Origin of the sequence: Lysinibacillus sp. A4 (assembly GCF_024919535.1) — a bacterium.
Classification (GTDB): Bacteria; Bacillota; Bacilli; order Bacillales_A; family Planococcaceae; genus Lysinibacillus; species Lysinibacillus capsici.
Genome location: NZ_JANWTB010000003.1, coordinates 95,474 through 121,194, shown reverse-complemented (window position 1 = coordinate 121,194; position 25,721 = coordinate 95,474). Strand labels below are relative to the sequence as shown.

Annotated in this window: 25 protein-coding genes and 1 riboswitch; of the genes, 20 read left to right on the top strand and 5 right to left on the bottom strand. The window is 37.4% G+C overall.

Features of this window, described 5'->3' with window-relative positions; genetic code table 11:
- Nucleotides 1-131 precede the first annotated feature (131 nt).
- Together NY607_RS05910 and NY607_RS05905 are read left to right on the top strand one after the other, a co-directional pair.
- Complete coding sequence (locus NY607_RS05910; RefSeq protein WP_259419312.1) at nt 132-1,613, top strand: BC_2427 family protein; 1,482 nt, start codon at nt 132-134, stop codon at nt 1,611-1,613.
- A gap of 125 nt (nt 1,614-1,738) precedes the next feature.
- A complete protein-coding gene (locus NY607_RS05905) occupies nt 1,739-2,506 on the top strand; it encodes a CsxC family protein (protein WP_131520549.1) in 768 nt (255 codons plus the stop codon).
- Between the two features lie 216 nt (nt 2,507-2,722).
- Here NY607_RS05905 and mtaB read toward each other — a convergent pair whose 3' ends face one another.
- On the bottom strand, nt 2,723-4,072 hold the full coding sequence (gene mtaB, locus NY607_RS05900; protein ID WP_048392185.1) for a tRNA (N(6)-L-threonylcarbamoyladenosine(37)-C(2))-methylthiotransferase MtaB: 1,350 nt from the start codon (nt 4,070-4,072) through the stop codon (nt 2,723-2,725).
- Between the two features lie 313 nt (nt 4,073-4,385).
- Here mtaB and deoC point away from each other — a divergent pair, with 313 nt between their 5' ends.
- The 4 genes from deoC (at nt 4,386) to NY607_RS05880 (ending at nt 6,270) form a co-directional block, all read left to right on the top strand.
- A complete protein-coding gene (deoC, locus tag NY607_RS05895; protein WP_237898270.1) occupies nt 4,386-5,057 on the top strand; it encodes a deoxyribose-phosphate aldolase in 672 nt (223 codons plus the stop codon).
- Nucleotides 5,058-5,192: 135 nt separating this feature from the next.
- Nucleotides 5,193-5,420, top strand: a complete 228-nt coding sequence (locus NY607_RS05890) for a spore coat associated protein CotJA (RefSeq protein WP_004227061.1) — start codon at nt 5,193-5,195, stop codon at nt 5,418-5,420.
- Nucleotides 5,413-5,676, top strand: a complete 264-nt coding sequence (locus tag NY607_RS05885) for a spore coat protein CotJB (protein WP_016994107.1) — start codon at nt 5,413-5,415, stop codon at nt 5,674-5,676. Before NY607_RS05890 ends, NY607_RS05885 begins: the two co-directional genes overlap by 8 nt.
- Before the next feature lie 24 nt (nt 5,677-5,700).
- A complete protein-coding gene (locus NY607_RS05880; protein ID WP_004227065.1) occupies nt 5,701-6,270 on the top strand; it encodes a manganese catalase family protein in 570 nt (189 codons plus the stop codon).
- A 46-nt stretch (nt 6,271-6,316) separates the two neighbouring features.
- On the opposite strand, the gene NY607_RS05875 is transcribed toward NY607_RS05880, so the two are convergent.
- Both NY607_RS05875 and NY607_RS05870 read right to left on the bottom strand, forming a co-directional pair.
- Nucleotides 6,317-6,973, bottom strand: coding sequence for a potassium channel family protein (locus NY607_RS05875; protein ID WP_004227067.1), 657 nt, complete (start codon nt 6,971-6,973; stop codon nt 6,317-6,319).
- Nucleotides 6,974-6,998: 25 nt separating this feature from the next.
- Complete coding sequence (locus tag NY607_RS05870) at nt 6,999-8,336, bottom strand: TrkH family potassium uptake protein (RefSeq protein WP_259419311.1); 1,338 nt, start codon at nt 8,334-8,336, stop codon at nt 6,999-7,001.
- A gap of 116 nt (nt 8,337-8,452) precedes the next feature.
- A riboswitch (cyclic di-AMP (ydaO/yuaA leader) is annotated at nt 8,453-8,594 on the bottom strand.
- 253 nt (nt 8,595-8,847) lie between these two features.
- On the opposite strand from NY607_RS05870, the gene rpsU reads away from it, so the two are divergent.
- From rpsU to recO, 13 genes are all read left to right on the top strand, one after another.
- The gene (rpsU, locus tag NY607_RS05865) at nt 8,848-9,021 is read left to right on the top strand and encodes a 30S ribosomal protein S21 (RefSeq protein WP_004227078.1); all 174 of its coding nucleotides are present in this window, start codon (nt 8,848-8,850) and stop codon (nt 9,019-9,021) included.
- A 312-nt stretch (nt 9,022-9,333) separates the two neighbouring features.
- Nucleotides 9,334-10,662, top strand: coding sequence for an NfeD family protein (locus NY607_RS05860; protein WP_131520553.1), 1,329 nt, complete (start codon nt 9,334-9,336; stop codon nt 10,660-10,662).
- A 3-nt stretch (nt 10,663-10,665) separates the two neighbouring features.
- Nucleotides 10,666-11,670 carry a flotillin-like protein FloA gene (gene floA / locus NY607_RS05855; RefSeq protein ID WP_004227087.1) on the top strand — a complete coding sequence of 335 codons (1,005 nt, stop codon included), beginning with the start codon at nt 10,666-10,668 and terminating at the stop codon, nt 11,668-11,670.
- 26 nt (nt 11,671-11,696) lie between these two features.
- A complete protein-coding gene (locus tag NY607_RS05850) occupies nt 11,697-12,173 on the top strand; it encodes a hypothetical protein (RefSeq protein ID WP_131520554.1) in 477 nt (158 codons plus the stop codon).
- A 55-nt stretch (nt 12,174-12,228) separates the two neighbouring features.
- The gene (locus NY607_RS05845) at nt 12,229-12,489 is read left to right on the top strand and encodes a hypothetical protein (protein ID WP_048392190.1); all 261 of its coding nucleotides are present in this window, start codon (nt 12,229-12,231) and stop codon (nt 12,487-12,489) included.
- Nucleotides 12,479-13,591, top strand: coding sequence for a sporulation protein YqfD (locus NY607_RS05840; protein WP_259419310.1), 1,113 nt, complete (start codon nt 12,479-12,481; stop codon nt 13,589-13,591). Before NY607_RS05845 ends, NY607_RS05840 begins: the two co-directional genes overlap by 11 nt.
- A 2-nt stretch (nt 13,592-13,593) precedes the next feature.
- Nucleotides 13,594-14,550, top strand: a complete 957-nt coding sequence (locus tag NY607_RS05835; protein WP_016994096.1) for a PhoH family protein — start codon at nt 13,594-13,596, stop codon at nt 14,548-14,550.
- A 349-nt stretch (nt 14,551-14,899) separates the two neighbouring features.
- Complete coding sequence (locus NY607_RS05830) at nt 14,900-17,020, top strand: HD family phosphohydrolase (RefSeq protein WP_259419309.1); 2,121 nt, start codon at nt 14,900-14,902, stop codon at nt 17,018-17,020.
- A gap of 8 nt (nt 17,021-17,028) precedes the next feature.
- A complete protein-coding gene (gene ybeY, locus NY607_RS05825) occupies nt 17,029-17,502 on the top strand; it encodes an rRNA maturation RNase YbeY (RefSeq protein WP_048392192.1) in 474 nt (157 codons plus the stop codon).
- Complete coding sequence (locus NY607_RS05820; protein WP_048392193.1) at nt 17,503-17,853, top strand: diacylglycerol kinase family protein; 351 nt, start codon at nt 17,503-17,505, stop codon at nt 17,851-17,853.
- Nucleotides 17,854-17,912: 59 nt separating this feature from the next.
- Nucleotides 17,913-18,326 carry a cytidine deaminase gene (locus tag NY607_RS05815; protein WP_081011012.1) on the top strand — a complete coding sequence of 138 codons (414 nt, stop codon included), beginning with the start codon at nt 17,913-17,915 and terminating at the stop codon, nt 18,324-18,326.
- The gene (era, locus tag NY607_RS05810; RefSeq protein ID WP_004227129.1) at nt 18,313-19,230 is read left to right on the top strand and encodes a GTPase Era; all 918 of its coding nucleotides are present in this window, start codon (nt 18,313-18,315) and stop codon (nt 19,228-19,230) included. Before NY607_RS05815 ends, era begins: the two co-directional genes overlap by 14 nt.
- A gap of 218 nt (nt 19,231-19,448) precedes the next feature.
- Nucleotides 19,449-20,234, top strand: a complete 786-nt coding sequence (recO, locus tag NY607_RS05805; protein WP_048392194.1) for a DNA repair protein RecO — start codon at nt 19,449-19,451, stop codon at nt 20,232-20,234.
- A 24-nt stretch (nt 20,235-20,258) separates the two neighbouring features.
- On the opposite strand, the gene NY607_RS05800 is transcribed toward recO, so the two are convergent.
- A complete protein-coding gene (locus NY607_RS05800) occupies nt 20,259-21,659 on the bottom strand; it encodes an S-layer homology domain-containing protein (RefSeq protein WP_259419308.1) in 1,401 nt (466 codons plus the stop codon).
- An 838-nt stretch (nt 21,660-22,497) separates the two neighbouring features.
- Here NY607_RS05800 and NY607_RS05795 point away from each other — a divergent pair.
- Nucleotides 22,498-24,216, top strand: a complete 1,719-nt coding sequence (locus NY607_RS05795) for an HD-GYP domain-containing protein (protein WP_259419307.1) — start codon at nt 22,498-22,500, stop codon at nt 24,214-24,216.
- Between the two features lie 44 nt (nt 24,217-24,260).
- On the opposite strand, the gene NY607_RS05790 is transcribed toward NY607_RS05795, so the two are convergent.
- Nucleotides 24,261-25,646, bottom strand: a complete 1,386-nt coding sequence (locus NY607_RS05790) for a glycine--tRNA ligase (RefSeq protein ID WP_259419306.1) — start codon at nt 25,644-25,646, stop codon at nt 24,261-24,263.
- Between the last annotated feature and the right edge of the window lie 75 nt (nt 25,647-25,721).

Below are 25,721 nucleotides of genomic sequence, written 5' to 3'. Positions count from 1 at the left end.
TTGTAATTAGTATTGTAGATTTTCAATTGTCCTAACATAATCGTATCAGAAGAATTAGCTAATGGATTAAAACTTAATTAAAAATTGATGGTTATGCTTTTTTTGTCAAATCATTATTTGGGAGTGAATGAATGGCAACTCCATGGATTAATTTTAGAGAGATGAAAAAAATATCCTCTAAACAAAATAAATACACTGAGTGGAGATATCAAACTAAAATAGATGACGAATCTCCATTAGAACAGACTTTTAATGGAAATAATAATCTGCTTGATGAAAAAGAATATAAACCAATTACAGAGGAATCAACTTTAACAGACCATATAATCTCTAATGAAGAGCTCTCCGAACCTATGGAGCCGACTATTGAGGAAGAAAACGAACATCACCCAAATTTTGAGAACTTCAGGGAGGATGCTAGCCTAGCAGAGCTATTACCATCTAATGAAGATCTACCTATATCTAAAGAAACAAATGTTGAGCAAGAAAACGAACATCACATAGATATCGATGAGAGTCACACAAAAGTGACCTTAATAGAGCAATTAGCGTCCATACCCATACCTATAGAAGCGAATGTTAAGGAGAACGAAGAAAATTTCCGACATATGGATGAGAACCATGTAGAGGAATTCACTTTAGACCAGATAGCATGCTATCAAATCGTACCCAGTCCAACAAAGGTAGAAATTGACCATCTACTAGATAGTGATGAGAACTCCCTTGAAGAACAAAATTCAACAGCCCAATCAGACAATAATCCAAAATCTTTCAATAGAGCTCTGTCAGAGGCTGAAAATAATATGCATTTGGATGATATAGCAGAAAAGGAGAAAAACAATCCTCCAAATCGTAATAAAGAGATTGCAAAGTCTTTACAAGGAGAAGTATGCACCATTATCCAAAAAAGTCCCTTTTCTACTTATGTAGAAATTAACGATTTTCTTCATGCTCCTATTTATGGTGATAATGTTCAAAATACAATATTTGATTTTCTTGATTTAAATGATAACCTATCTCCCCAACTTCAGACGAAGCTACTCCAAACGATTTCGATTTACCCTGAACAACCATATTGTCGTTTGGTTAGCTCCAACATTAATCAAATGATTTCTTTAATGAGAACGGATACTAATAAAAAAAATGGTAGTGAGCAGCATCCGTTTAAATCAGTAGTAGTTCCCTTACATAACTCACAAGCAATTAAAAAAGGAGAGATTAACTCCTCTGAGCCTTTTATACATATACGAGTTCCTGTTGTGCTAGGGGAATACAAAATAGAAATATGTATGGAGGAAAAAATTGCTTTTGATAAAGGAATTGAAGAGGTTAAAGAGATCACAAATGAGGTAGTACTATCCGATTGTAGATTTGTACCTATTCATAGATCCCAGTCATTGGGAAATGGAACAAGAACTGTATTAAAGGGGAATTTATTTATAGAAGGCTACATACAGCATAATATTGAATATAGGGTATCTAATACGCAAAATAAGTCAGCCATTCATCCCAATCGATTGTGTCAAAATATAGTATTAGAATTAATTATCCAAATGTTACAAGTACAAAAAATTAAAGTACTGTTTGACTGGCAAGGTAATGGAGGGTTATAGAAATTTATCCCTTAATTCAAATAAAAAATAAAACTAATATATACGTCCATGTATAGATTTAAATGCTACATATTCTAGCGATAGGAGAGCTCTCTAATACTAAAAAAATGAAATGAGGGAATTTTTTGAGCGATCAATTAGAAAGCCAATTTCAACCTTGTCCTGTAACATCAACTGAACAAATTCCATTAACGAATGAGATTACACCAGTAGTCACTACACCAGTTACAACGCCAACTATCAAAGTTCCAGTTGTATTGGCAGAACCAACACTGCAAATCGTTGTTGAGTCGGATATTACACTTAGCCCTGCTGCTACAGAAATCAAACGAGTGAAAAAGAATGTCTTCCTAAATCAAGTGAAACTGGTACCAGTTAGCTTTGCACGTATTGGTGGTACTGATTTCTTTAGAGTAACAAGAGCTAAATTATTTGTAGCAGGACATATTCGGAAAAATATTGAATATGCTTCATCAGCATGTAATGGGGCACTTCGAGATAGAATTGCTGACGTTCCGTTTTCTGGTTTTACAGATCTTATTTTCCCACAAACACCTGGAGGCGCAACACCAATCTTAGGCATTTCCGAGTTTGCTGAAGCGAACTTCCTTAACGAAAGAACACAAATGGATGCTCGATTAGATAAGGCTTTCTTCCAAAATCTTGTTAAATACAATGAACAACCATTTGGTGAATTAGTAGCTGCCAACTTCTTTGAACTTGATTTTTCACCGATTATGGCGGCTCCTGAAGGGACATTCAGCACATTACGTGAAAAAATTGTCTTAGAACTTACTGTAAAAGTATTGCAAATTCAACAAATCCGCCTTGGTGCTGGCAGTAGCGTAATAACGCCTGTTCTTTTAGGACTTACACCTCCTCCTAGTCCTTGATAAATGCTAGTTTAGAGGACAGTAGAAGATTATAATATATTAACAAAGCTGGTAGTACAGATGGATATTGTGTTTGTACTACTAATTTTCTTATAGGAGCTGTCAATCTTTAAAAGCATTTATCAATATTATGAAAAATCAAATACAAGTGAATGATTAGCTTCATTAAAAGGAAAAAGGGTTGCCATATATAATGGGCAACCCTTTTTTCACTATTTATTTCACTGTTTCTAAAACGCGTACAAATTGTCCTTTTGAGTGAGGGTAGCCTGCTTGTGTAATTTTTACTTTTACAAGTTGTCCGATTAGACTTTCTGGACCCTCAAAAACTACTTTTAAGTAATTGTCTGTATAGCCTGTTAGAAGGCCTTCTTCTTCACTGTCATCATGCACAAATTCTTCAGGGATAACTTCTAGCACTTGATCTTCAAAACGAGAAGCATACTCTTTTGCTAGCTGATCGTTTAAAGAGATGAGTCGATGCACACGCTCATTTTTAATGTCTTCATCAATTTGATCTTCCATACGTGCAGCAGGGGTTCCTGTACGAGGAGAGAATGGGAAAACGTGTAGCTCAGAAAATTTATGATCGCGAATAAAGTTATATGTGTCCATAAACTCTTCCTCTGTCTCACCTGGAAAACCAACGATTACATCAGAAGTAACAGCTAAATCAGGTAAAGCCTCATGTAATTTTGTTAAACGTTCACCGAAGAACTCCATTGTATATTTACGACGCATACGTTTTAATACCGTATCAGAACCAGATTGAATAGGGATGTGTAAATGATTCACGACAATCTTTGATTCACGTAGTACTTCAATTACTTCATCTGTTAATTGACTAGCCTCAATGGATGAAATACGAAGACGCTTTAAGCCTGTTACATTGGCCTCTAAATCACGTAGTAATTGAGCAAGATTATAATCTTTTAAATCCTGACCATAGCCACCTGTATGAATACCAGTTAAGACAATTTCAAGATAACCAGCATCTACTAATTGCTGTGCTTGATGTAATACTTCTTGTGGGTCACGAGAACGCATTAAACCACGTGCCCATGGAATAATACAAAATGTACAGAAATTGTTACAGCCTTCTTGGATTTTTAACGAAGCACGTGTACGGTCTGTAAATGCTGGTACATCTAATTCTTCGTATACTCGGTTTTTCATAATATTACGTACAGCATTAATCGGTTGTCGTTCCGCACGATATTGTTCAATATAACCAAGTAATTTCGTACGATCTTGTGTTCCAACAACAATATCAACACCAGGGATTGCCATAATTTCTGCAGGGGATGTTTGTGCATAGCATCCTGTTACACAAATAACTGCATCCGGATTTTGGCGAATTGCTCGACGAATAACCTGACGTGATTTTTTATCTCCAGTATTCGTAACTGTGCATGTATTAATGACGTAAACATCTGCTTGTTGATCAAATTCTGTTCGATCATAGCCTTCTTCTTTAAACAGCTGCCAAATTGCTTCTGTTTCGTAATGATTTACTTTACAACCTAGAGTATGAAAACTCACGATTTTTGATCGCTCGTTACTCATGATATATATCATCCTTTCAATTCACATTACCTTGTGTTTCCAAACATTTAATAAGTTTTTCGTTGTACATATTTTAGATACGTGATTTATGATAACATAATCCTTATAAAATCAGTACATATAAGATTTTTTTGTGAAATAATTAAGTTATCACTTTCTATACAATCTTTTGAGGACTTCAGATAAACATGACTCGTTCTGTAATGTTTATATTTGGGTGTTCATTATATAGAAAGAAATTAGACGCCATCGCGAAAAAATGATATGATTCGAAGAGGTACGTACATCTTGTTTAATGAAGGAGCGTTCAACAATGGAAAAAAATTTTGCACGTATGATTGATCATACATTATTAAAGGCTGAGGCAACAAAAGAACAAATTGAAAAATTATGTGCAGAAGCTAAACAATTTAACTTTGCTTCTGTTTGTGTAAATCCAACTTGGGTAAAACGTAGTAGTGAATTATTACAGGGTACAGACGTGTTAGTTTGTACGGTTATCGGCTTCCCACTTGGTGCCAATACGCCAGCAGTCAAAGCATTTGAAGCAAAAGACGCCATTGCTAACGGTGCAAAAGAAGTAGATATGGTTATTAATATCGGTGCGTTGAAAGATAAAAACTATGAGCTTGTACAGGCAGATATCGCAGCTGTGGTAGAAGCAGCTAAAGATAGCGCACTTGTAAAAGTCATTATTGAATCATGCTTACTAACAGACGAAGAAAAAGTGAAAGCATGTGAGTTAGCTGTAGCAGCGGGTGCTGACTATGTGAAAACATCTACAGGTTTTTCTACTGGTGGAGCAACAGCAGAGGATATCGCGCTGATGCGTAAAACTGTAGGTCCAGAACTTGGTGTAAAAGCATCAGGTGGTGTTCGTAGCTTAGAGGACATGAAAAAAATGGTAGAAGCAGGTGCGACTCGTATTGGGGCTAGCTCTGGTGTAGCTATTATGAATGGTTTAATTGCCGACTCCAACTATTAATATTATCTTTTTATAGCGCCATAAGCTCATGTGTACATTGACATGAGCTTATGGCTTCTTTGTGTTTAATCAGCATAATAATTTTCTATGCACATATACTCCACTGATGAATGTAAATACAGAAAGGAGGATGTCATGTTTACACAGTATAAGTCTTGGAGGCCCTATATTAGCCCCTTTGATCCTTGTAAGCCTATAGAAGTTAAATATTATGCAACACCCCCACAATTATATATGGGTTTTCAACCACCTGGACTTCCACAATTTCCAACCGCAAGAGAAGCGCTAATGGCGGGTACACTATGGCCACAGTTGTTTAGCCCATATCCATTTCCCCTAAAAGGAGGGAGGAAGCATGACTAAAAAGATGCCGCCCGAATTTTATAAGCAATTAGAAGAAATACAAGCAATTGATTTCGTCATTGTTGAATTAAACCTCTATTTAGACACTCATCCGCACGATTATGACGCTATTCAGCAATTTAATGAAAATACAGAGAAAAGTATGAAACTTAAAATTGATTTTGAGCAAAAGTATGGACCACTCATGAATTTTGGGAGAAGCTATTCGAATTATCCTTTTAACTGGATTGATACACCATGGCCATGGCAAGTCTAAACAAAAGACTAGGAGGAAAAATCTTTGTGGTATTATGAAAAGAAACTCCAGTATCCGGTAAAAGTTAGTACATGTAACCCAATGCTTGCAAAGTTTTTAATTGAACAATATGGAGGAGCGGATGGGGAACTGGCAGCAGCTCTACGCTACATGAATCAGCGCTATACGATTCCTGACAAAGTAGTAGGGTTATTGACCGATATAGCAACAGAGGAATTTTCACATTTAGAAATGATTGCCACGATGATTTATAAGCTAACAAAAGATGCAACACCAGAAATGCTGAAAGAAGCTGGTTTGGGTGATCATTATGTAAATCACGATCGGGCTCTATTTTATCAAAATGCCTCAGGTGTACCATTCACAGCAACCTATATTCAAGCAAAGGGCGACCCTATCGCGGACTTGTATGAGGATATTGCAGCTGAAGAAAAGGCACGTGCCACATATCAATGGATTATTGACTTATCAGATGACACGGATTTAAATGATAGTTTGAAGTTTTTACGTGAACGGGAAATTGTTCATTCCCAACGCTTCAGAGAGGCTGTTGAAATTTTAAAAGATGATAGAGATCAAAAGAAAGTTTTCTAAGACAAAAAGGCTGTATCAAGTTGAGCTTGAAACAGCCTTTTTGTGGTTACTGAATATTTGAGAATAAGCTAAGATCTTTTCGATGACCAATCATTACTAATAAATCTTCCTTTTCAATAATTTGCTCAGGAGAAGGGGAGATAATAATTTCTCCCTCGCGCACAATTGCAATTACACTGACGTTATATTTTGCGCGCAAGTCTAAATCACGAAGGTTTTGTCCAGCCATTTTGGAAGGAATCATAATTTCTTCAATGCTGTATTCCTTTGATAATTCGATATAATTCAACATATTTGGGGATAGGAGTTGATTAGCCACACGTTCACCCATATCTCTTTCTGGGTAAATAATCCAATCAGCTCCTACTTTATCTAACACTTGCCCATGTCTTTTACCAAGTGCCTTTGCAATCACTTTTTTGATCCCTAGCTCTTTTAATAAAGAGACGGTTAAAATACTAGATTGCATATCATTACCGATCGCCACGATAACACAATCGAAGTTACCAATACCAATCGATTTTAAGGCTTTTTCTTCTGTTGTATCTGCTACCACAGCGTGAGTCACATAGGGTTCGGCATCCTCTACTCTTTCTTCATTTATATCAATTCCTAATATTTCCTGTCCAGCTTCATGCAATCTGCGAGCGACGCTTGTTCCGAATCTACCTAAGCCAATCACAGCGTATTGTTTAATGGTCATAGCGTTCTGTCTTCCTCTCATTTGGTTATCCAATCATAATATTTCCTTTTGGGTGGCGGAAACTCTCTTTTTTTCTTCGTTTTGCAATGGCAAAAGCAATGGTTAGTGGTCCTACTCTTCCTGCGAACATTGTAATAATCAGAAGAAGACGACCAGCAGGTGTTAGCTCTGGAGTTAGGCCCATCGAAAGACCAACAGTACCAAACGCAGAGGTAGCCTCAAATAAGTACATCATAAAGCTATGATGCTGTTCCGTGATACTGAGAAGAATCGTCACGACTATAACAATTAATCCTCCACACATTGTAACCGTCAAAGCCTTTAAGATAGTTTCAGTAACAATTCTACGTTTAAAGAGAACGACATCTTCTTTTCCTCGAATTTGTGACCACATAGTAGCTACTAAAACAGCAAAGGTTGTGATTTTAATACCTCCAGCAGTCGACCCAGAGCCTGCCCCAATAAACATGAAAAGAATCATTAAAAATAATGTAGAATGCGTTAAGTCCCCAATAGCCAGTGTATTGGAGCCAGCAGTTCGTGGTGTAACCGCTTGGTAAAGGGAACCTAACACTTTACCCCATTCGGATAATGGTCCCAGTGTCTTTTGGTTGCCATACTCAAACAAAAATATCAAAATGGTTCCACTAACAGTGAGCAAAAGTGTCGTTACTAAGACTATTTTTGAATGGACAGAAAGCCTTTTAGTCACACGATATTCATATAATTCATTCATCACAATAAAGCCTAATCCGCCGATTGTAATAAGAGCACAGATGGTGAAAACAACAAAGGGATCATCAACATAGGCAGTCATTCCGTTAAAGCCACCCATTAAATCGAAGCCAGCGTTGTTGAAGTTGGATATGGCATGAAAAAATCCAAAATAAAGGGCCTTTCCAATAGGCATATCAAAAGAAAAACGAATGGATAGAATAAGACCACCGATTATTTCAATACATGCTGTAAAGAGTAATATTCTTTTCACTAATCGAACAAGACCAGCAATGGAGATATTATTAAATGCTTCTTTTAGCAACAGTCTTTCTTTTAATGAAATTTTCTTTCCAAGCAGTAAAAATAATAATGTGGCAAATGTCATAAATCCTAAACCGCCAATTTGGATTAAGAATAAAAGAACCACTTCGCCAAAAGTAGAGAAGGTATCACCTGTATCGACTACAATTAAACCTGTGACACAAGTAGCTGATGTAGCAGTGAATAAAGCATCTAAAAAGGGCAAACCCTTCCCATCCTCAGTAGAAAATGGCATTGTTAAAAGAAACGTACCTATGGCAATGATGAGGGCAAAGCCCAATACAAGAACTTTGGGAGGATTTAATGCTCTTTTAAAATTGTTCATTTAATTTTTCCTCAATTCTGAATAGTAAACAACTGTTTGTTAGATGGCATAATAAAAAGACCTACGATTAGAGCATGAAAAGGGTAGAAAGCATGCTAATAATGGTGGTCAATAACGACCTCCTTCGCTTTAGCCGACGAAGTTAGCTGACGGGTAGGATGGCGAAAGAGCTTTCTCATCCCTTCTGCTAAAGCAGAATTAACCCCAAAAGATTGGTTCCTCCGTTCTCAAATAGTTGAGATTTGGCCGATATGAAATTGAATGTGATTTATTCTACGCCCTTATTCTATTTTTTGTAAACCCCTTAATTGTTAAGAAAATGTAATTATTTTTATTGTGGGCGAATTGTGTATGAATAATTCGAGCAAAAATAAAACCAAAAATTCACTTGATAATTTCGCATACTTTCTATTGACCATTATTAGACAATACGATATAATTTTTTAGTACACAACAGAAGGTGATTTGCCTAATTGTGTATTGACGTGTGTTCGGAGGGAGGGAAAGAGAGATGTCAAAAACTGTCGTTCGCAAAAACGAATCGCTTGAAGATGCTCTTCGCCGCTTCAAACGTACTGTATCAAAAAGTGGTACAATTCAAGAAGTTAGAAAGCGCGAGTTCTACGAAAAACCTAGCGTAAAACGTAAAAAGAAATCAGAAGCTGCACGTAAACGTAAGTGGTAATTTAATTTCCCATTAAAAATCCCTACGTTCATAACACGCAATTGTATGATTCACTGAGCAGACAAAGTTATACCTGAAATTAATCACATTTTTGATTAATTTCAGGTATTTTACATTGCTCAACTTTACGTACATATGAAAAAGCCGAATGAATCAAAATGATTTCATTCGGCTTTTTTTCACATACTAAGTGTTGATAATTGGGATTAGATCTAGTGATAAATAAGTGAATAAATTTTTAAGATTTGTGAAACTTTTCGCATGATTGACCGTATATACAGAGGAGAGGCATGTTAGAAGGGAGGGGAAAAGATGCGAAAACGGAGAATCCTCAGCTATTTACTAGTGATATGGATGACTTTTTTGTTAGCGTTTCCATTAACTTCGGCTTTTGCCAGTAATAAGGTTTATCATGTTCCGATTCGTAATGAAGTAGAGCGAGGACTTCATGCATTTTTAGAACGAGCTTTTAAAGAGGCTGAAGAAAACAATGCAGAGGCAATTATCTTAGAAATACATACGCCTGGCGGTTTTGTGAATGCAGCAAGCGATATCGCCATGCTTATGGATGCAACGCAAATAAAAACGATTGCTTATATTAATAAGGATGCGCACTCAGCAGGAGCGTTTTTAGCCTTACATGCGGATAAGATCTACATGGTTCCAAATGGAACAATTGGTGCAGCAGCAGTTATCGATTCAGCAGGTAATGCAGCCGACCTAAAGGCCAATAGCGCTTGGCTTGCTCAAATGAAAGCAGCAGCAGAAACGTCAGGGCGCGACCCTAAATATGCATTAGCAATGGCAGATACCAACTATGAACTACCAGAATACCGTGCTGGCGGAAAGAATTTGTTAACCCTATCAGCCTCAGAGGCAGCAAAGGTTAAATATTCTGAAGGGACGGTTAAAGATTTTCAGGAGCTTTTAGAAGTAACCAACTTGAATGGTAGTGATGTTGTTCCCATTGAACCAACCTTTTCTGAAAAGTTAGCTCGTTTTATTACAAATCCCATCATTGTACCTATTCTATTGTCTATCGCTAGCTTAGGACTTGTGATGGAGCTTTATTCGCCAGGATTTGGTGTTCCAGGTATAATGGGCTTATCAGCACTTGGTTTATTTTTCTTTGGACATATGGTGGCCGGCTTTGCGGGATATGAAACATTATTGTTATTTATTGTTGGCTTAGCCCTTTTAATTGCAGAGTTTTTTGTCCCCGGTGGAATTATTGGTATTTTAGGTGGTGTCTTAATAGTACTAAGTCTGATACTGGCAGGTGCAAATATGATGCAAATGATAGTAGCAATTCTCATTGCGCTTGTGATAGCGATGATAGGAATGGTGATTCTGATGAAATTTTTCGGAAAAAAACTGCATGTCTTAAACAGGCTTGTGTTAATGGATGCAACCACGACAGAAGAAGGGTATGTATCCAATGTGAATCGCACAGAACTGTTAGGAAAAATTGGGAAAACGCTTACGCCACTTCGTCCATCTGGAACAATGGTACTTGGTAGTGAACGCATTGATATTGTATCAGAAGGTGGCTATATCGATGTTAATCAACATGTAGAAATTATTAAAGTTGAAGGCTCACGCATTGTTGTGAGACAAACAGATAAAGAGATGGAGGAATAGAAAATGGGTTTTGATTTAGCTTTGATTGGTCCTATTGCTGGACTAGTTATTTTATTCATTGTGCTTGCGGTATTCTTTACCTTTGTACCCGTAGCATTGTGGATTTCTGCATTAGCAGCAGGTGTACGTGTGAGTATTTTCACATTAATTGGGATGCGCTTACGTCGTGTTATCCCGTCTCGAATTGTTAATCCGTTGATTAAAGCACATAAAGCTGGTTTACCTGTAACGATTAATCAGTTAGAGAGTCACTATTTAGCAGGTGGTAATGTTGACCGTGTAGTGAATGCCTTAATTGCGGCTCACCGTGCCAATATAGAGCTGTCATTTGAACGTTGTGCAGCAATTGATTTAGCTGGGCGTGATGTATTAGAAGCTGTTCAAATGTCTGTTAATCCAAAAGTTATTGAAACACCGTTCATTTCAGGTGTAGCAATGAACGGGATTGAAGTAAAAGCAAAGGCTCGTATTACCGTGCGTGCCAACATCGAGCGTTTAGTCGGTGGTGCTGGTGAAGAAACAGTTATTGCTCGTGTTGGTGAGGGGATTGTTTCAACTATCGGTTCAGCGACACATCATACAGAAGTTTTAGAAAATCCAGATATGATTTCGCAAACAGTATTATCTAAAGGGTTAGATTCAGGAACAGCCTTTGAAATCTTGTCCATTGATATTGCCGATGTAGATATCGGTAAAAATATCGGTGCAGAATTACAGATTGAACAAGCACAAGCAGATAAAAACATTGCACAAGCAAAAGCCGAGGAACGTCGTGCTATGGCTGTTGCAAATGAGCAAGAAATGATTGCACGTGTTCAAGAGATGAAGGCGAAAGTAGTAGAAGCAGAGGCAGAAGTACCACAAGCGATGGCTGAAGCCTTACGTTCCGGTAATCTTGGTATTATGGATTATATGAACTATCGTAATATCCAAGCGGATACAGCGATGCGCGATTCGATTTCAAAAGTGAGCACAGATAAACCTGAAACAAATGAACCTAATGCTTAATAACGGAAAGGAGCAGAACTAATAATATGGAACAATTAATACTCTTTGCCATAATTGCCATAGTCAGCTCTATTTTCGGAAAATCAAAAAATAAAAAGCCTCAGAAGCAGATGCCTCCTTTTAATAAAGATACCGTGGTAGAGCCTCCAGTTACGGAGAAAGCGCCACATCGGACTGGGAAAGCACAGAGTTTTGAAGATTTTGCACGAGAATTTATAGGAGATTGGATTCCAGAAAATGAGAAAGTCGAGGAACCTAAAAAGTTTGTTGAAGCACAAGTGAAAAAAGAAATGCCAAGCTATGTTGCCCCAACTGTCATTCCCGCAGATATCCCTAGCCGTTCTTCTAATCGAGAAGGTCGAGGACGATTAGCTGCTGGAAAAAAGGAAGTGCAATCAGTTGGCACAAATTCGACTTTACAACTACCTCAATCTAAAAATGATCTTATGCAAGCAATCGTGATGGCTGAAATATTAGGTCCACCGAAATCAAAAAGAAAATAACTAGCATGTCCTCCTTTTTCGATGCATATATTGCCGAAGAAGGAGGCATTTTTTTATGAAAAAACTATTTCAATTAACGCCACTACTTGAGTTGTTAGAATACGAATCATTAAAAATTATTGGACCCTACCGTTTTATTCATGCAGATGCGACGACCTGTTCGTTTGTCTATGCAGATTATCATATTACTGTTAATGCGGATTCAGTGACAATCAATGCGCTCAAAGAAGAAATGCTACATCTCACTGTTGACAATCTACAGGAGCTTCATATGAAAATGACAAAGAATATGGGTGTGAGCAAAAATGTGGAATAATCGGCCAATTATTATACGTATAAAGCGCCATGAAAATGTTCATCCTTTTATTCAAGCATTGCACGCTCAACATGTCCCATTAAAGCGTGTTGTCTTTCGTGAGCAGGAAGTTTCCTTTGAAACGACGATGCATTATCTACCAAAAATTCGCCGTGTACGAAGACGTTTTCGCTTAAAAATGGCTGTATTTTATGCAGATGAGCTTCAAGTTTTTCGAGCGCAAATTTGGACTTTATTGGGCTTAGCCTTTATGATTGCTATTCCAATTCTTTGTGCACAAGTCATATGGCGAGTGGACATAGAAGCCGCAACACCAGAACTAGAGCAGCGTTTAGGTAAGACCTTTCATGAAACCTTTCAATTAGAAACCCCTTTATCTCAAAAAAGGTTACCTTCCAATACGGTTATACGACAAAAGCTGTTAGAGCAACACCGAGAGCTATCATGGGTTCATATTGATAAACATGGCGGACGAGTAATTTTGAGACCACAAGAATCACCTAAACAAACAGAGCAAACAACTGATAAATTAGCCTCCCATATAGTAGCAACGAAAAGTGGTGTCATTACACATTTTAATATACAGCATGGCGAGCGAAAAATTTCAGTAAATGATACAGCCTACGAGGGTGACGTCCTCGTAAGTGGGGTATTAGAAAGTGGTACAGATCAAGTTTTTGTAGGGGCGAAGGGAGAGGTTTATGCAGATTATTGGCTTGAATGTTCATTTAAAATTCCAACAAAAATTACCGTGGAAACCTTGCAGCAAAAGCAGTGGCGAGTGTTGATAAAGGGTATACATCAGGAAAAGGTGGATTATGTACAAAAGAAGGATTTACCGAATTGGCTATCCCCCTATGTTTCGATTGTAGAGGAGCAGCAGACGAAAACCATGCAAGTGGAGTTGGATGAATCGAAAATTGAGTCATTGCTGATTCCTTTATTGCATGAAAAAGTATTACGCTCGTTACCTGCAAAAACAATCATCAAGAAAGAAAACCTTTTACAGGCAAAGTGGGGGAATGGTACAGTTGAAGGGAAAGTTCTATTTTTAGTCAATGAAAACATTGCAAGTCCAATACAAGGCCTACAAGGAGAATGATTATGTCAGAACAGTTAACTGTATTACAGGTGGATAATCCAAATGAAGCGGTTATGCTACTAGGTATTTCCGATGCAAATATGAAATTAGTTGAAGAAGCACTTAATGTTCATATCATTACGCGTGGTGAACAAATTCAACTTGCGGGTGAAGAAAATGCTAAGGAACAGGCAACATTTCTTCTGCATGCTTTATTGAAGGTCATTCGCAAAGGAATTAATATTGATCAACGTGATGTCACAACAGCTATTGAAATGACACAAAAAGGAACAATCGAGTATTTTGCAGAACTATATGATGAAGAAATAGCACGCACGACGAAAGGTAAGTCAATTCGTGCAAAAACAATTGGTCAACGAGAATACATACAAGCAATCCGTCATAAAGACGTTGTTTTCGGTATTGGTCCAGCCGGTACTGGGAAAACGTATTTAGCGGTAGTCATGGCAACACAGGCACTTAAAAACGGCCATGTTAAGAGAATTATTTTAACTCGTCCTGCTGTTGAAGCTGGAGAATCTCTAGGCTTTCTTCCAGGGGATTTAAAGGAAAAGGTCGATCCATATTTACGACCTCTCTACGACGCTTTAAACGACATCTACGGCTCGGAACAAACACAGCGGCTAATTGAACGCGGAACAATTGAAATCGCCCCTTTAGCCTATATGCGTGGCCGTACATTAGATGATGCCTTTGTTATTTTAGATGAAGCACAAAATACAACACATCAACAAATGAAAATGTTCCTAACTCGTCTAGGCTTCGGCTCTAAAATGGTCATCACAGGTGATAAAACACAAATCGACTTACCCAAAAATACAGAATCTGGCTTGATTGTAGCAGAACGTACATTAAAGTATGTTAAATCTATTCATTTCCAAGTACTAGAACAAGGCGATGTCGTACGTCACCCAATCGTAGCCAAAATCATTCAAGCCTACGAAGAACAGCAACTTTAGAATTGCGTAGCAATTCTAAAGTCTGCCCCGAAAGCGAAGCGACAGGGGCAACGAGGTTTAAAGTCTGCCCCGAAAGCGAAGCGACAGGGGCAACGAGGTTTAAAGTCTGCCCCGAAAGCGAAGCGACAGGGGTAACAGGTTTTAAAGTCTGCCCGAAAGCGAAGCGACAGGGGCAACGAGGTTTAAAACATCCGTATAGTTAAAACCTAAACCACGAATTTAATCAAAATATGGAAAAAAATGTGACAGCTATGCGAAGATGCATAGCTGTTTTTTGCTTTCTTATACATTTTTCGAGAAAAATGTATGCTGAATTGGTATGATAGTAGGTAGATAGAGGAGGTGCCAGATGGAGAAACAACTTCGAAAATTTACAGAGCTTATCGGTTTTCGCTACTTTCTTATCATCATTCTCATTTTAACAGGTGGCCTACAATTTGGGTTCATGTATGGCGATGTTAAAGGGGTTACATATGATTTCAAACCATTACAGCTTGCGCCTGAAACCGTACGATCTACTAAAACGATTGAAGACACTTATAAAACACAGCTAGAGCGAGAAAAAGCTGCCAATGCAGTGGATTCAGTCTATCAATTTTCGGAGGATGTCGCCAAGCAAAGAGCAGCGATTGTAACATCATTATTTGATTATGTTTTGGAAGTGAAAAAAGATGTTGCAAATAGTAAGGAACCTATTCCTATTGCAGACCAGGTTACACAGCTTCGAAAAAAATTTGAATCCATTGACGAAGACCAGATGCCGTTAATTTTTACAGATTCTCAGCTGGAAGGTCTATTAGTACAAAGTGAAGATGATTTAACTAGAACAAGTACGCAATTATCTAAATTTGTAGAGGAATATTTACAAAAATCCATCCGACCAGAGAACGTCTTTGTTGCACAAAATGATTTTGAAACAAAGATTCGTGGACAAAGAGGATATCCTGATAAAATATTCAATACAGTCGTGTTAATAGGACGTACAAGCATTATTGAAAATGAAACAATTAACGAAGAACAAACAAAGATTCGAAAACAGCAGGCCAAAGAAAGTGTAGAGCCGACACGAATTTTACAAGGTCAGATTATTGTTCAAGAAGGCCAAATTATTGACAATGAGGCTTTTAGACAATTAGAGCTATTAGGGATGGTTAGTAATAAAGCCTCCTTTAAGCCGATAGCAGGGCTTATTATTTTAACGCTACTACAAATGATGTTTATGTATATTTTATTTGAGCGTTGGGAGACGAACGAACGAAAAAAACGTAATGCACTGTTAGTGACAGTGATTGTTTATAGCTTGTCTATTTTGCTAATGAAATTTATTAGCTTAGTTTCTAGTGGCTTTGATGTGACGATTGCCTTTTTATTTCCGACAGCACTAGCGACGATGCTTGTACGATTGCTAGCAGATGAGCGAGCAGCCGTATTAATTACAGTTATGACGGCTGCTTCAGCAGGGGTAATTTTTCAAGAAGGCTATTCCTCAGTTATGCAAATGGAAATTACGCTGTATATCATATTCGGAGGGTTTGCAAGCCTATTCTTTTTGCGTAGTGTGGAAAAACGCTCACATATTTTACATGCGGTTGGTGTGATTTCCCTTGTAAACATGGCATTTATTGCGTTTTATTTGTTAATGACACAATCATCCTATGGCTTACCAGAATTAGCATTTTACTTAATAGCGGCGATGTTATCAGCCTTGCTTTCAGGGGCATTAACGATGGGACTTTTACCATTCTTTGAATCGGCGTTTAGCTTGCTTTCGTCTTTACGCTTAATTGAGCTATCCAATCCCAACCATCCATTATTAAAAAAATTATTAATGGAAACTCCAGGGACATATCATCATAGTGTGATGGTAGCGAACTTAGCGGAAGCTGCGTGTGAAGAGATTGGTGCTGACGGTTTATTAGCGCGTGTAGGTTGTTATTATCATGATATTGGTAAAACCAAACGACCTTCCTTTTTCATCGAAAATCAGATGTCGGGCATCAATCCGCATGATTCGTTACCACCTGAAACAAGTGCAGAGATTATTATCGCCCATACGACAGATGGTGCCAATATGTTAAAACGTTATAAAATGCCCCAAGAAATTATTGATATCGCTTTACAACATCATGGCACAAGTTTGTTAAAATTCTTCTTGTTTAAAGCAAAGGAAGAAGGAAAAAATATTGATGAGGCAAAGTTCCGATACCCAGGGCCCAAACCACAAACAAAAGAAGCAGCTGTTATAAGTGTTGCGGATAGTGTCGAGGCAGCAGTACGTTCTATGAAAGAGCCAAATGCAGAGAAAATTCAGAAGCTAGTACGAGCGATTATCGATGATCGCGTCCAAGATAATCAGTTTGATGAATGCGATATTTCAATAAAAGAGTTAAAATGTATAGAGAGAGTACTTTGTGAAACGTTGAATGGGATATTCCATTCACGTATTGAATATCCAAAGGCAGATAAGTAGGAGGATCTATGATTTTAACAATTGATTTTACGGATGAAACAAATGAAGTGGGAGCACAACATATCGAACTTGTTGAAAAGCTATTACAGCATGCTGCAAGTGTAGAAAATATTGAGCCAGAAACAGAGGTTTCGGTGACGTTTGTAACGAACAAGGCAATTCAAGATATTAATCGTGAATATCGTGGCAAAGATCAGCCCACAGATGTTATTTCCTTTGCACTAGAGGAGCTAGGTGAAGGGGAAATGGAAGTTACTTTTGAAGGTATGCCACGTGTATTAGGTGATATCATTATTTCGACTGATCGTGCAAAAGAGCAGGCAGAGGAATATAATCATTCCTTTGAGCGAGAATTAGGCTTTTTAGCTGTACATGGTTTTTTACATTTACTTGGTTATGACCATATGGAGCCAGAAGAAGAGAAAGTGATGTTTGCAAAGCAAGATGAGATTCTCCAAACTTTTGGCTTAGGTCGAGATTAGATGAATTTGCGAAAATACTTGCGATCTTTTGGCTATGCTTTTGAAGGCATCATAACTGCAAGTAAAGAACAAAATTTGAAATCACATATAGTAAGTGCAATCATTGTTATACTGGCTAGTTATTTGACAGGTTTATCTCGTATGGAGTGGTATATTGTGCTACTATTAATAGCACTAATGTTTGCGCTGGAAATGATGAATACAGCTATCGAACGGGTAGTCGATTTAGCTTCCCCTGAGATACATCCGCTTGCTAAGCAAGCAAAAGATATTGCAGCAGGTGCAGTGCTTGTATTTGCGCTATTCAGTGCTATAATCGGATTACTCATCTTTCTGCCAAAATGGTTTTAATGGAAATGAGTGTCTTCTAATTGAAAATAAACCATAAATGTGAGGGAGAATTAGTATAGATGACAATGGATATGCATGCATTATTAGAAGAATCAAAAAAGGCACGTGAAAAAGCCTATGTTCCTTATTCAAAATTTAAAGTAGGGGCAGCTCTACTAACAAAAGATGGAGAGGTTATTCACGGTTGTAATATTGAAAATGCAGGCTATAGTATGACAAATTGTGCTGAACGTACAGCGTTTTTTAAGGCAGTATCGGAGGGGATTTACGAATTCGAGGCCATTGCCATTGTAGCTGATACGGACGGACCATGCGCCCCATGTGGAGCATGTCGCCAGGTCATGATGGAGTTTTGTGCTCCAACTATGCCTGTTTATTTAACGAACTTAAAAGGTGATGTGACGGTAACGTCAGTGGGCGAATTACTACCGTTTGCATTTACGACGGAGGATTTAGAGAATGCAGGAAACTAAAAATGGCTATAAATCAGGCTTTATCTCCATCATTGGTCGTCCAAATGTTGGCAAATCGACATTTTTAAATCGTGTCATTGGCCAAAAAATTGCGATCATGAGTGATAAGCCACAAACAACACGAAATAAAGTACAAGGCGTACTAACAACAGATGATAGCCAAATGATTTTTATTGATACACCAGGTATTCACAAGCCAAAACATAAACTAGGCGATTTCATGCTGAAGGTTTCTAAAAACACATTGCGTGAAGTAGACGTTATTATGTTTATGGTTAATGCTGAGCAAAAACTCGGTAAAGGTGATGAATTTATTCTAGAAATGCTAGCAGGAAACCCAACACCTGTCTTTTTGGTCATCAATAAAATTGATGCCATTCATCCAGATGAACTAATGGGAATTATTGAGAGCTATAAAGAGCGCTATGACTTTGCGGAGATTGTACCGATTTCTGCGCTACAAGGCAATAATGTTGAAAATTTATTAGTGACATTGGCGAAGTATTTACCAGAAGGACCTCAGTATTACCCAGCTGATCAAGTGACAGATCATCCTGAACGATTTATTATATCTGAACTTATTCGTGAAAAAGTCCTACATTTAACGCGTGAAGAAATTCCCCATTCTATCGCGGTGGTAATTGATAAAATTCGTCGTGATGAAGAAAATGAGGATAAAATTCATGTAGCGGCTACAATTATTGTGGAGCGTGATTCTCAAAAAGGGATAGTTATTGGAAAACGTGGAGCCTTGCTAAAAGAAGTAGGGACACGTGCGCGAAAGGATATCGAAATGCTTCTAGGGTCTAAAGTTTATTTAGAGCTATGGGTAAAGGTGCAAAAAGATTGGCGTAATAAAGCTACACATTTACGCGATTTTGGATTCCGTGATGATGAATATTAAGTTTTTACTGGCTTAGCCAATGAATTGTAACGTTGGCGAACATTGCCCGTTGAATCAGGAATAGACGCCAAATTTTGACGTGACGGTTTTAGGTTAACTTCTTCTTGTAGGCACAAAAGGATCTAGAAGTATTTGATCATTTTTATTTTTGAGCTGTCCAAAATTATTTTGGGCAGCTCTCTTTGCATGGATAGTTCTTTTAAGAAAGGAGGGGGATTATGCTTCATAAATGGGAGGGGATTGTATTAAAGGTTCGCGCTTATGGGGAATCTAATAAGATTGTTATTTTGCTAACTCGGGAAGCTGGTAAAGTGGCTACGATGGCTAGAGGGGCAAAAAAACCTTCTAGTAGATTGGCTTCCATCACGCAACCCTTTACCTATGGGATGTTTATGGTACAACATCATACAGGCATGGGAACTTTGCAACAGGGAGAACATTTAAATTCAATGCGCCATATTCGTGAGGATATTATGGCTACTGCTTATGCTAGCTATATTATGGAATTAGTGGAGCGAGTTGTGGAAGAAGGAAAGCCAGAGCCATTTGCGTTCGATGTTTTACTACATGCACTACAAGCAATTGAGGATGGCTATGATCCTGAAGCTATTACGTTATTTGTTGAATGGAAAATGTTGCCCTATACAGGCGTACAACCTATTTTACATGCCTGTGCTGCGTGTGGCGCAGTAGATGGGGAATTCGCTTTTTCCTTTGCTCAAGGAGGATTCTTATGCCATCGCTGTTATCAGCATGACCCCTATATCATTCGCTTAACGCCAACTCAGCTGAAACTTATCAGGATGTTCTACACTGTTCCTATCGACCAAATCGGGAAAATAGAACTAAAAAAAGAAACAAAATATTTCATTAAAAAAATTATAACAACCATCTATGAAGAACAAACCGGTATTCGGTTTAAGACGAGAAAATTTATAGAGCAACTAGAACGTACCCCTGAACTGCAAATACGCTCGAAAGACAAAATGCCAGATGAATCATAATGTTCATCTGGCATTTCACGTTATTTAAAATTCATCCTCATCCTCTGTCACTAAAAAGGCCCACTGTCCAGCAATTTTTTTACTTTCAATATAAAGGTATGCTGTTTCATTGTCTTTACCTGTTAAATGGAGAATCGCTAGACCTTCAGCTTTTGGCGTAATATGTAGTTGCCCGTCAAGAATTGTCGCTTTTACAGGCACTGGCTCAAAACCAAAGCTTTCGAGTGCTACATGTGTTGGTTCAAAAGGTAATTCTTGCGCTGTCAGTATTAATTCATCTGTCAAATGATATAAATCAATGCTGCGAACAAAATCATAGGAATACACATCTGCGGCCATCTTTTGTTGTTGCGTCCCATCTGAAAATGTAACAATGTATTGTCCATTTTGCGAGATGGACAGTGTTTGATCTTGTTGATTAAAGTTATAGAAATTTGAAGCGAGTGGCTGTCCATTCGCGTTTTGAACCGTCACCTCTGTTGGTATGAATGGTAATTTGCTCTCAGACAAATCGAGTGGTAAATTTTCGATATAATCATCTTCTTTTACTTCTTCAAGTGTTACCTTCAGCTTACCATTTACATTTTTGACATGTACTAAATAAAAAATGTCAATAAAGTCCTCTGAATCATCAGTCAATCCAGTAATCACTAATTTACCCGTACCTTCTTTTATAGGGGTAATCGTGATAGACTCTGTCATATCTTCCTCTTCATTCCATGTGAAAATATCCTCTGCTGGCTCAAGACCACCATAAGAAGCAAAAATATAGTCCTGTTTAAATTGACTTGCATAGACGGTTGCATTGCCTAGCAACTTTTCAGCTCGTACAACAAAAGCAGCCAGCTGAGAGCGCTTTACATTGCTTTTTGGGCCGAAAGTCGTTGCAGATGTTCCTTTGGTAATCCCATTTGCAAACAATGCTTTAATATGAGGCTCAAATTCATTCCCCTTTTTAACGTCTGTAAATGGTAATTGCGTGTTACTCGTACTTGTTAATGCAAAGCCTTTCGCAATCATTTTAGACATTTGCTCGCGAGTTATATTTTGAGTAGGGTAGAAATAACCATTTGCACCATTAATAATGCCAGCATTTGCTAATGCTGCAATGGCTCCGTAGTTTTCATCGCCAGGTTTGATGTCTTTGAATTGGGGATTTTTTACGTGAACTGTATCTAACTTTAAAATACCTGCTAAAATCTTCGCAGCCTGTGTACGTGTAATAGGATTAGCGGGTTTAAATGTCCCATCCATATAGCCTGAAATAATGCCACGCTCTGCTAATTGAATAATAGCCTTACCTTCTTCATTGGTTGGGTTGATATCAGGAAAAAATGATGCTGCGTGTGCGGGTGGTGCGATAATAATCGCACTTGTTGCTAAAGCAGAAGCCATAGCTAGTTGAAATAAACGTTGAGACTGCAATTAAATTCCTCCAAAAAGTACAATAGAAAATTTTATAGTATATATATTTCTGGTCAGACCTTCCTATGTATCAGTTCAAACTTCCGGACGAATGAATGTTAAAAGGTGATGTGTCTTTAGCCTGTCAATTATTCATTATTTAACAGCTAATACTAACTATAATAACTTATTTATACCAAAAAGATGGAACAACGCATAGAGGGAATTTCATCCATATCATGACTGTTCGGTAATCGATTATACCTTATGTAAAAAGGGGGAGCTAAAACTAATTAACTTGCATAGCACAGAACTCGCTTCATTTTATCTTTTAAATAAAAAGAAATACCTTTGATTTTATAGGAGGATGCAACTAGATTACCTTTCTTTTTAATGAATAAATTTCAATTTTTACAAAATAAAATTATTGCGTAAATTTAATTTTATTTGTTATTTTTCCGTCTTTAAATGAATAATATGAAGTCTTATTTATCTATATTTTTATTTATTTATATATTTATAAGTATTTTAATAGGTAAAAAGATTTGTATTTTTGTTTAGTTTTCATTATATAAGTGGTAGAAACTGTTCATTCGAGACCCATATACTAGTTGAAAAGGCATTTTAACCTATGATATTGTAAATGGTATAGATAATGGTAATTATATTTTTTAAATATAATTAAGTCGTTTAATCTCCATCGAAACTGATGTACGCTAGATCACTTTAGACATGCCTATGAAATATAAAAGCCTCTATCAGCAAAACGTATTGTTATACGTTTATCAGAATAGCGCAGTCCTATGGAAGAAGGAGGGAGTCACATAGTGCTTAGTACATTGCGTATGTGGCAAAATATATGCTACGAAAAGTAACCTTAAGTATTCATGAAGTTGAAGCAAATGATATATTAGCAGAAGATATTTTTTCAGAGTATCGTTTATTGGCTAAAAAGGATTTAGTTTTAACGGAGCGAATTATTGCCTTACTTAAACTTCGTAAAGTAGATGAATTATCTGTCTATTTGCCATCTGATTCAGTTCGAGTTGTCCATGATTTAAGTGCTCAACGAACAAGAGAATATGAAGATCTATTTGCCCCATTAATTGAAAAAAGAGATCCTGTGGATGATTATAAAGAGACAGTTAGTCAGCTTTTTATGACAACGTTGGAGAATGTCGTGCACGAATTACGCTATGGACAAATTCTTAAAAGCATACAGGATACGGCTTATGTAAGAGGTGTTTTTGAAAAGATTTTGGAAAAAAAACATCGCTATGAGCTACTTATGCGTTTAAAGGAATGGGACGAGTATTCATTTGTCCATTCATTTGATGTGTTTGTATTAGGTACAATTTTTGCTAGATACCTAGGTTTAACAGATATTGAAACATTAGCTAGGGGCTACCTGTTCCATGATATCGGGAAGGTTTTTATACCCCAAGAAATATTAAATCTGAAACGTAAACTCTCTGAAGATGAGTTCGATATTGTAAAGACGCACACAACAAAAGGCTACGAGCTACTCATGGAACATAACGAGGAAGACATTGCCTATTTGGCACGAGATCATCATGAACGCTTTGCGGGAAAGGGCTATCCAAATCAACTTTGTGCGGATGATATGAGTGAGGGTGTACAATTATTACAAATTGTTGATGTATATTCAGCGATGACATCCAAGAGAGTCTATCATGTTGGCTATGGTGCTACAGATGCTTTAGCTGTCTTATACAGAGATCGACATTTATATAATGAGAGCTTTATGCATAAATTTGTAGAGTGTTTAGGGATTTACCCAGTAAACTCTGTTGTTATGTTATCCGATAATCGTAGTGCACAAGTAGAACTTGTTTATGATTTATTTCCTACATTACCAAAAGTAAGGTTGTTAGATGAGCAAAAATCAATGAATCTTCCTTTGAACTATAGTGTGAGAATTATGAAAATGATCGACTATCGAGCTAATAGCTTTGAAGAGATTTTCAACTTATTTGTAGAGCAATTAATCCGCTGTGACGAAAATAATCTGAGAATTCATTTTAATAAATTAATTGACCATTTACATCCTAAAGAAATTGTCTTAAAAATTTTTCTGCCAGCCTTTCGTATTTTACGTTTACTAACAAGGGAAATCCAAACGGATATGACAAAGTATCGCAATTCTATTGGTATTTTAAAAACGCTCCTAGAGGAGCAATTAAACGTTTTATATATGGATTATCAACATGAGCAAACGACCATATTAGTTGTGGAGACATCGTTGCGTGAAAATTTCTTCATTAAGCTTGTTCAAAGTATTTTGTATATTGATAAAATTGTGCCATTCTTTATAAACCCAGGTGATGATCAACGTATTACACAATTGATGGAACATTGTGATGTTAATGTCGCTTACTTTATTGAAGATGAACTAACTTTTGACAAACGGGTTCGTCCAATGCGAGAAGGTACATTCCTTTATTACTCACTAGCGGATATTGAGGAGCTATTAGTAAGCTTAATAGGTTTGAGCATGAAAAAGTTTTCATTCGAGGAAAAAATGCAAGAGCGTTTATTTTCAACATTTAAAGCATAAGAAAGAGGGAGTTGCCTGCTGGCTACCCCCTCTTTTTTAAGTGATTAGAATTGTAGGTGTTTTTCAATATATGCTTTTACTTCAGCAATAGGCATACGAACTTGTGTCATAGAGTCACGATGACGTACTGTTACTTGGCCATCCTCTTTTGAATCAAAATCATATGTGATACAGAATGGTGTACCAATTTCATCTTGACGACGGTAACGTTTACCAATTGATTGTGATTCATCAAAATCAACAGGGAAGGCTTTACGTAGTTCAGCCCAAACATCTGTAGCTTCATCAGATAATTTTTTAGAAAGTGGTAGCACGGCAGCTTTAAATGGAGCTAGAGCAGGGTGGAAACGTAAAACCGTACGTTTATCATCACCTTCTAGTTCCTCTTCATCATAGGCATCACACAGGAAAGCTAATGTTACACGATCAGCGCCTAATGATGGTTCAATACAATAAGGAACATAACGTTCGTTTGATACAGGATCAATGTAAGTGAAATCTTCACCAGAGTGCTCCATATGTTGTTTTAAGTCGTAATCTGTACGATCTGCTACACCCCAAAGCTCTCCCCAGCCAAATGGGAATTTGAATTCGATATCTGTTGTAGCGTTAGAGTAGTGAGATAGCTCATCAGCCTCATGGTCACGAAGGCGCATCGAATCTTCTTTCATGCCTAGGTTTAGTAACCAATTTTTACAGAATTCTTTCCAATATGCATGCCATTCAAGGTCTTCACCAGGTTTACAGAAGAATTCAAGCTCCATTTGTTCGAATTCACGTGTACGGAATGTGAAGTTACCCGGTGTAATTTCGTTACGGAAAGATTTACCGATTTGTGCGATACCAAATGGTGTACGTTTACGCATAGAACGTTGAACGTTTTTAAAGTTCACGAAAATACCTTGTGCCGTTTCTGGGCGTAAATAAATTTCATTTGTAGAGGATTCCGTTACACCTTGGAATGTTTTAAACATGAGGTTGAATTGGCGAATATCTGTGAAATCAGCCTTTCCGCAATCAGGACATACTACGTCATATTTAATCATTGTTTCTTTCATTTGGTCGAATGTCATACCATCAACAATGATTTCATCGCCTTTCGCTAATGCAGCGTCTTCGATAATTTTATCTGCACGGTGGCGGGCCTTACATGATTTACAGTCGATCATTGGGTCATTGAAGTTTCCTACGTGACCAGAAGCAACCCAAGCTTTTGGATTCATCAAAATAGCAGCATCAATACCTACATTGTATTCAGATTCCTGAACAAACTTTTGCCACCATGCTTTTTTAATATTATTTTTTAATTCGACACCTAGTGGACCATAATCCCACGTGTTTGCTAAACCTCCGTAGATTTCAGAACCAGGGAAGACAAAGCCTCGATGCTTCGCTAAAGATACGATGGTTTCCATTGATTTGTTAGCCATAAAATAGCCTCCTTTAAATTTTTAATACGTTGTTTTAGCGGTAAAAACGCCATAGTTTTTTCATTCAGTTGCAAC

Bases quoted from the DNA above. Each gene is read 5' to 3' on its own strand.
- NY607_RS05910 (WP_259419312.1), top strand. From the start codon at position 132: ATGGCAACTCCATGGATTAATTTTAGAGAGATGAAAAAAATATCCTCT.
- mtaB (WP_048392185.1), bottom strand. From the start codon at position 4,072: ATGAGTAACGAGCGATCAAAAATCGTGAGTTTTCATACTCTAGGTTGT.
- deoC (WP_237898270.1), top strand. From the start codon at position 4,386: ATGGAAAAAAATTTTGCACGTATGATTGATCATACATTATTAAAGGCT.
- NY607_RS05890 (WP_004227061.1), top strand. From the start codon at position 5,193: ATGTTTACACAGTATAAGTCTTGGAGGCCCTATATTAGCCCCTTTGAT.
- NY607_RS05885 (WP_016994107.1), top strand. From the start codon at position 5,413: ATGACTAAAAAGATGCCGCCCGAATTTTATAAGCAATTAGAAGAAATA.
- NY607_RS05875 (WP_004227067.1), bottom strand. From the start codon at position 6,973: ATGACCATTAAACAATACGCTGTGATTGGCTTAGGTAGATTCGGAACA.
- NY607_RS05870 (WP_259419311.1), bottom strand. From the start codon at position 8,336: ATGAACAATTTTAAAAGAGCATTAAATCCTCCCAAAGTTCTTGTATTG.
- rpsU (WP_004227078.1), top strand. From the start codon at position 8,848: ATGTCAAAAACTGTCGTTCGCAAAAACGAATCGCTTGAAGATGCTCTT.
- NY607_RS05860 (WP_131520553.1), top strand. From the start codon at position 9,334: ATGCGAAAACGGAGAATCCTCAGCTATTTACTAGTGATATGGATGACT.
- floA (WP_004227087.1), top strand. From the start codon at position 10,666: ATGGGTTTTGATTTAGCTTTGATTGGTCCTATTGCTGGACTAGTTATT.
- NY607_RS05850 (WP_131520554.1), top strand. From the start codon at position 11,697: ATGGAACAATTAATACTCTTTGCCATAATTGCCATAGTCAGCTCTATT.
- NY607_RS05845 (WP_048392190.1), top strand. From the start codon at position 12,229: ATGAAAAAACTATTTCAATTAACGCCACTACTTGAGTTGTTAGAATAC.
- NY607_RS05840 (WP_259419310.1), top strand. From the start codon at position 12,479: ATGTGGAATAATCGGCCAATTATTATACGTATAAAGCGCCATGAAAAT.
- NY607_RS05835 (WP_016994096.1), top strand. From the start codon at position 13,594: ATGTCAGAACAGTTAACTGTATTACAGGTGGATAATCCAAATGAAGCG.
- NY607_RS05830 (WP_259419309.1), top strand. From the start codon at position 14,900: ATGGAGAAACAACTTCGAAAATTTACAGAGCTTATCGGTTTTCGCTAC.
- ybeY (WP_048392192.1), top strand. From the start codon at position 17,029: ATGATTTTAACAATTGATTTTACGGATGAAACAAATGAAGTGGGAGCA.
- NY607_RS05820 (WP_048392193.1), top strand. From the start codon at position 17,503: ATGAATTTGCGAAAATACTTGCGATCTTTTGGCTATGCTTTTGAAGGC.
- NY607_RS05815 (WP_081011012.1), top strand. From the start codon at position 17,913: ATGACAATGGATATGCATGCATTATTAGAAGAATCAAAAAAGGCACGT.
- era (WP_004227129.1), top strand. From the start codon at position 18,313: ATGCAGGAAACTAAAAATGGCTATAAATCAGGCTTTATCTCCATCATT.
- recO (WP_048392194.1), top strand. From the start codon at position 19,449: ATGCTTCATAAATGGGAGGGGATTGTATTAAAGGTTCGCGCTTATGGG.
- NY607_RS05795 (WP_259419307.1), top strand. From the start codon at position 22,498: ATGCTACGAAAAGTAACCTTAAGTATTCATGAAGTTGAAGCAAATGAT.
- NY607_RS05790 (WP_259419306.1), bottom strand. From the start codon at position 25,646: ATGGCTAACAAATCAATGGAAACCATCGTATCTTTAGCGAAGCATCGA.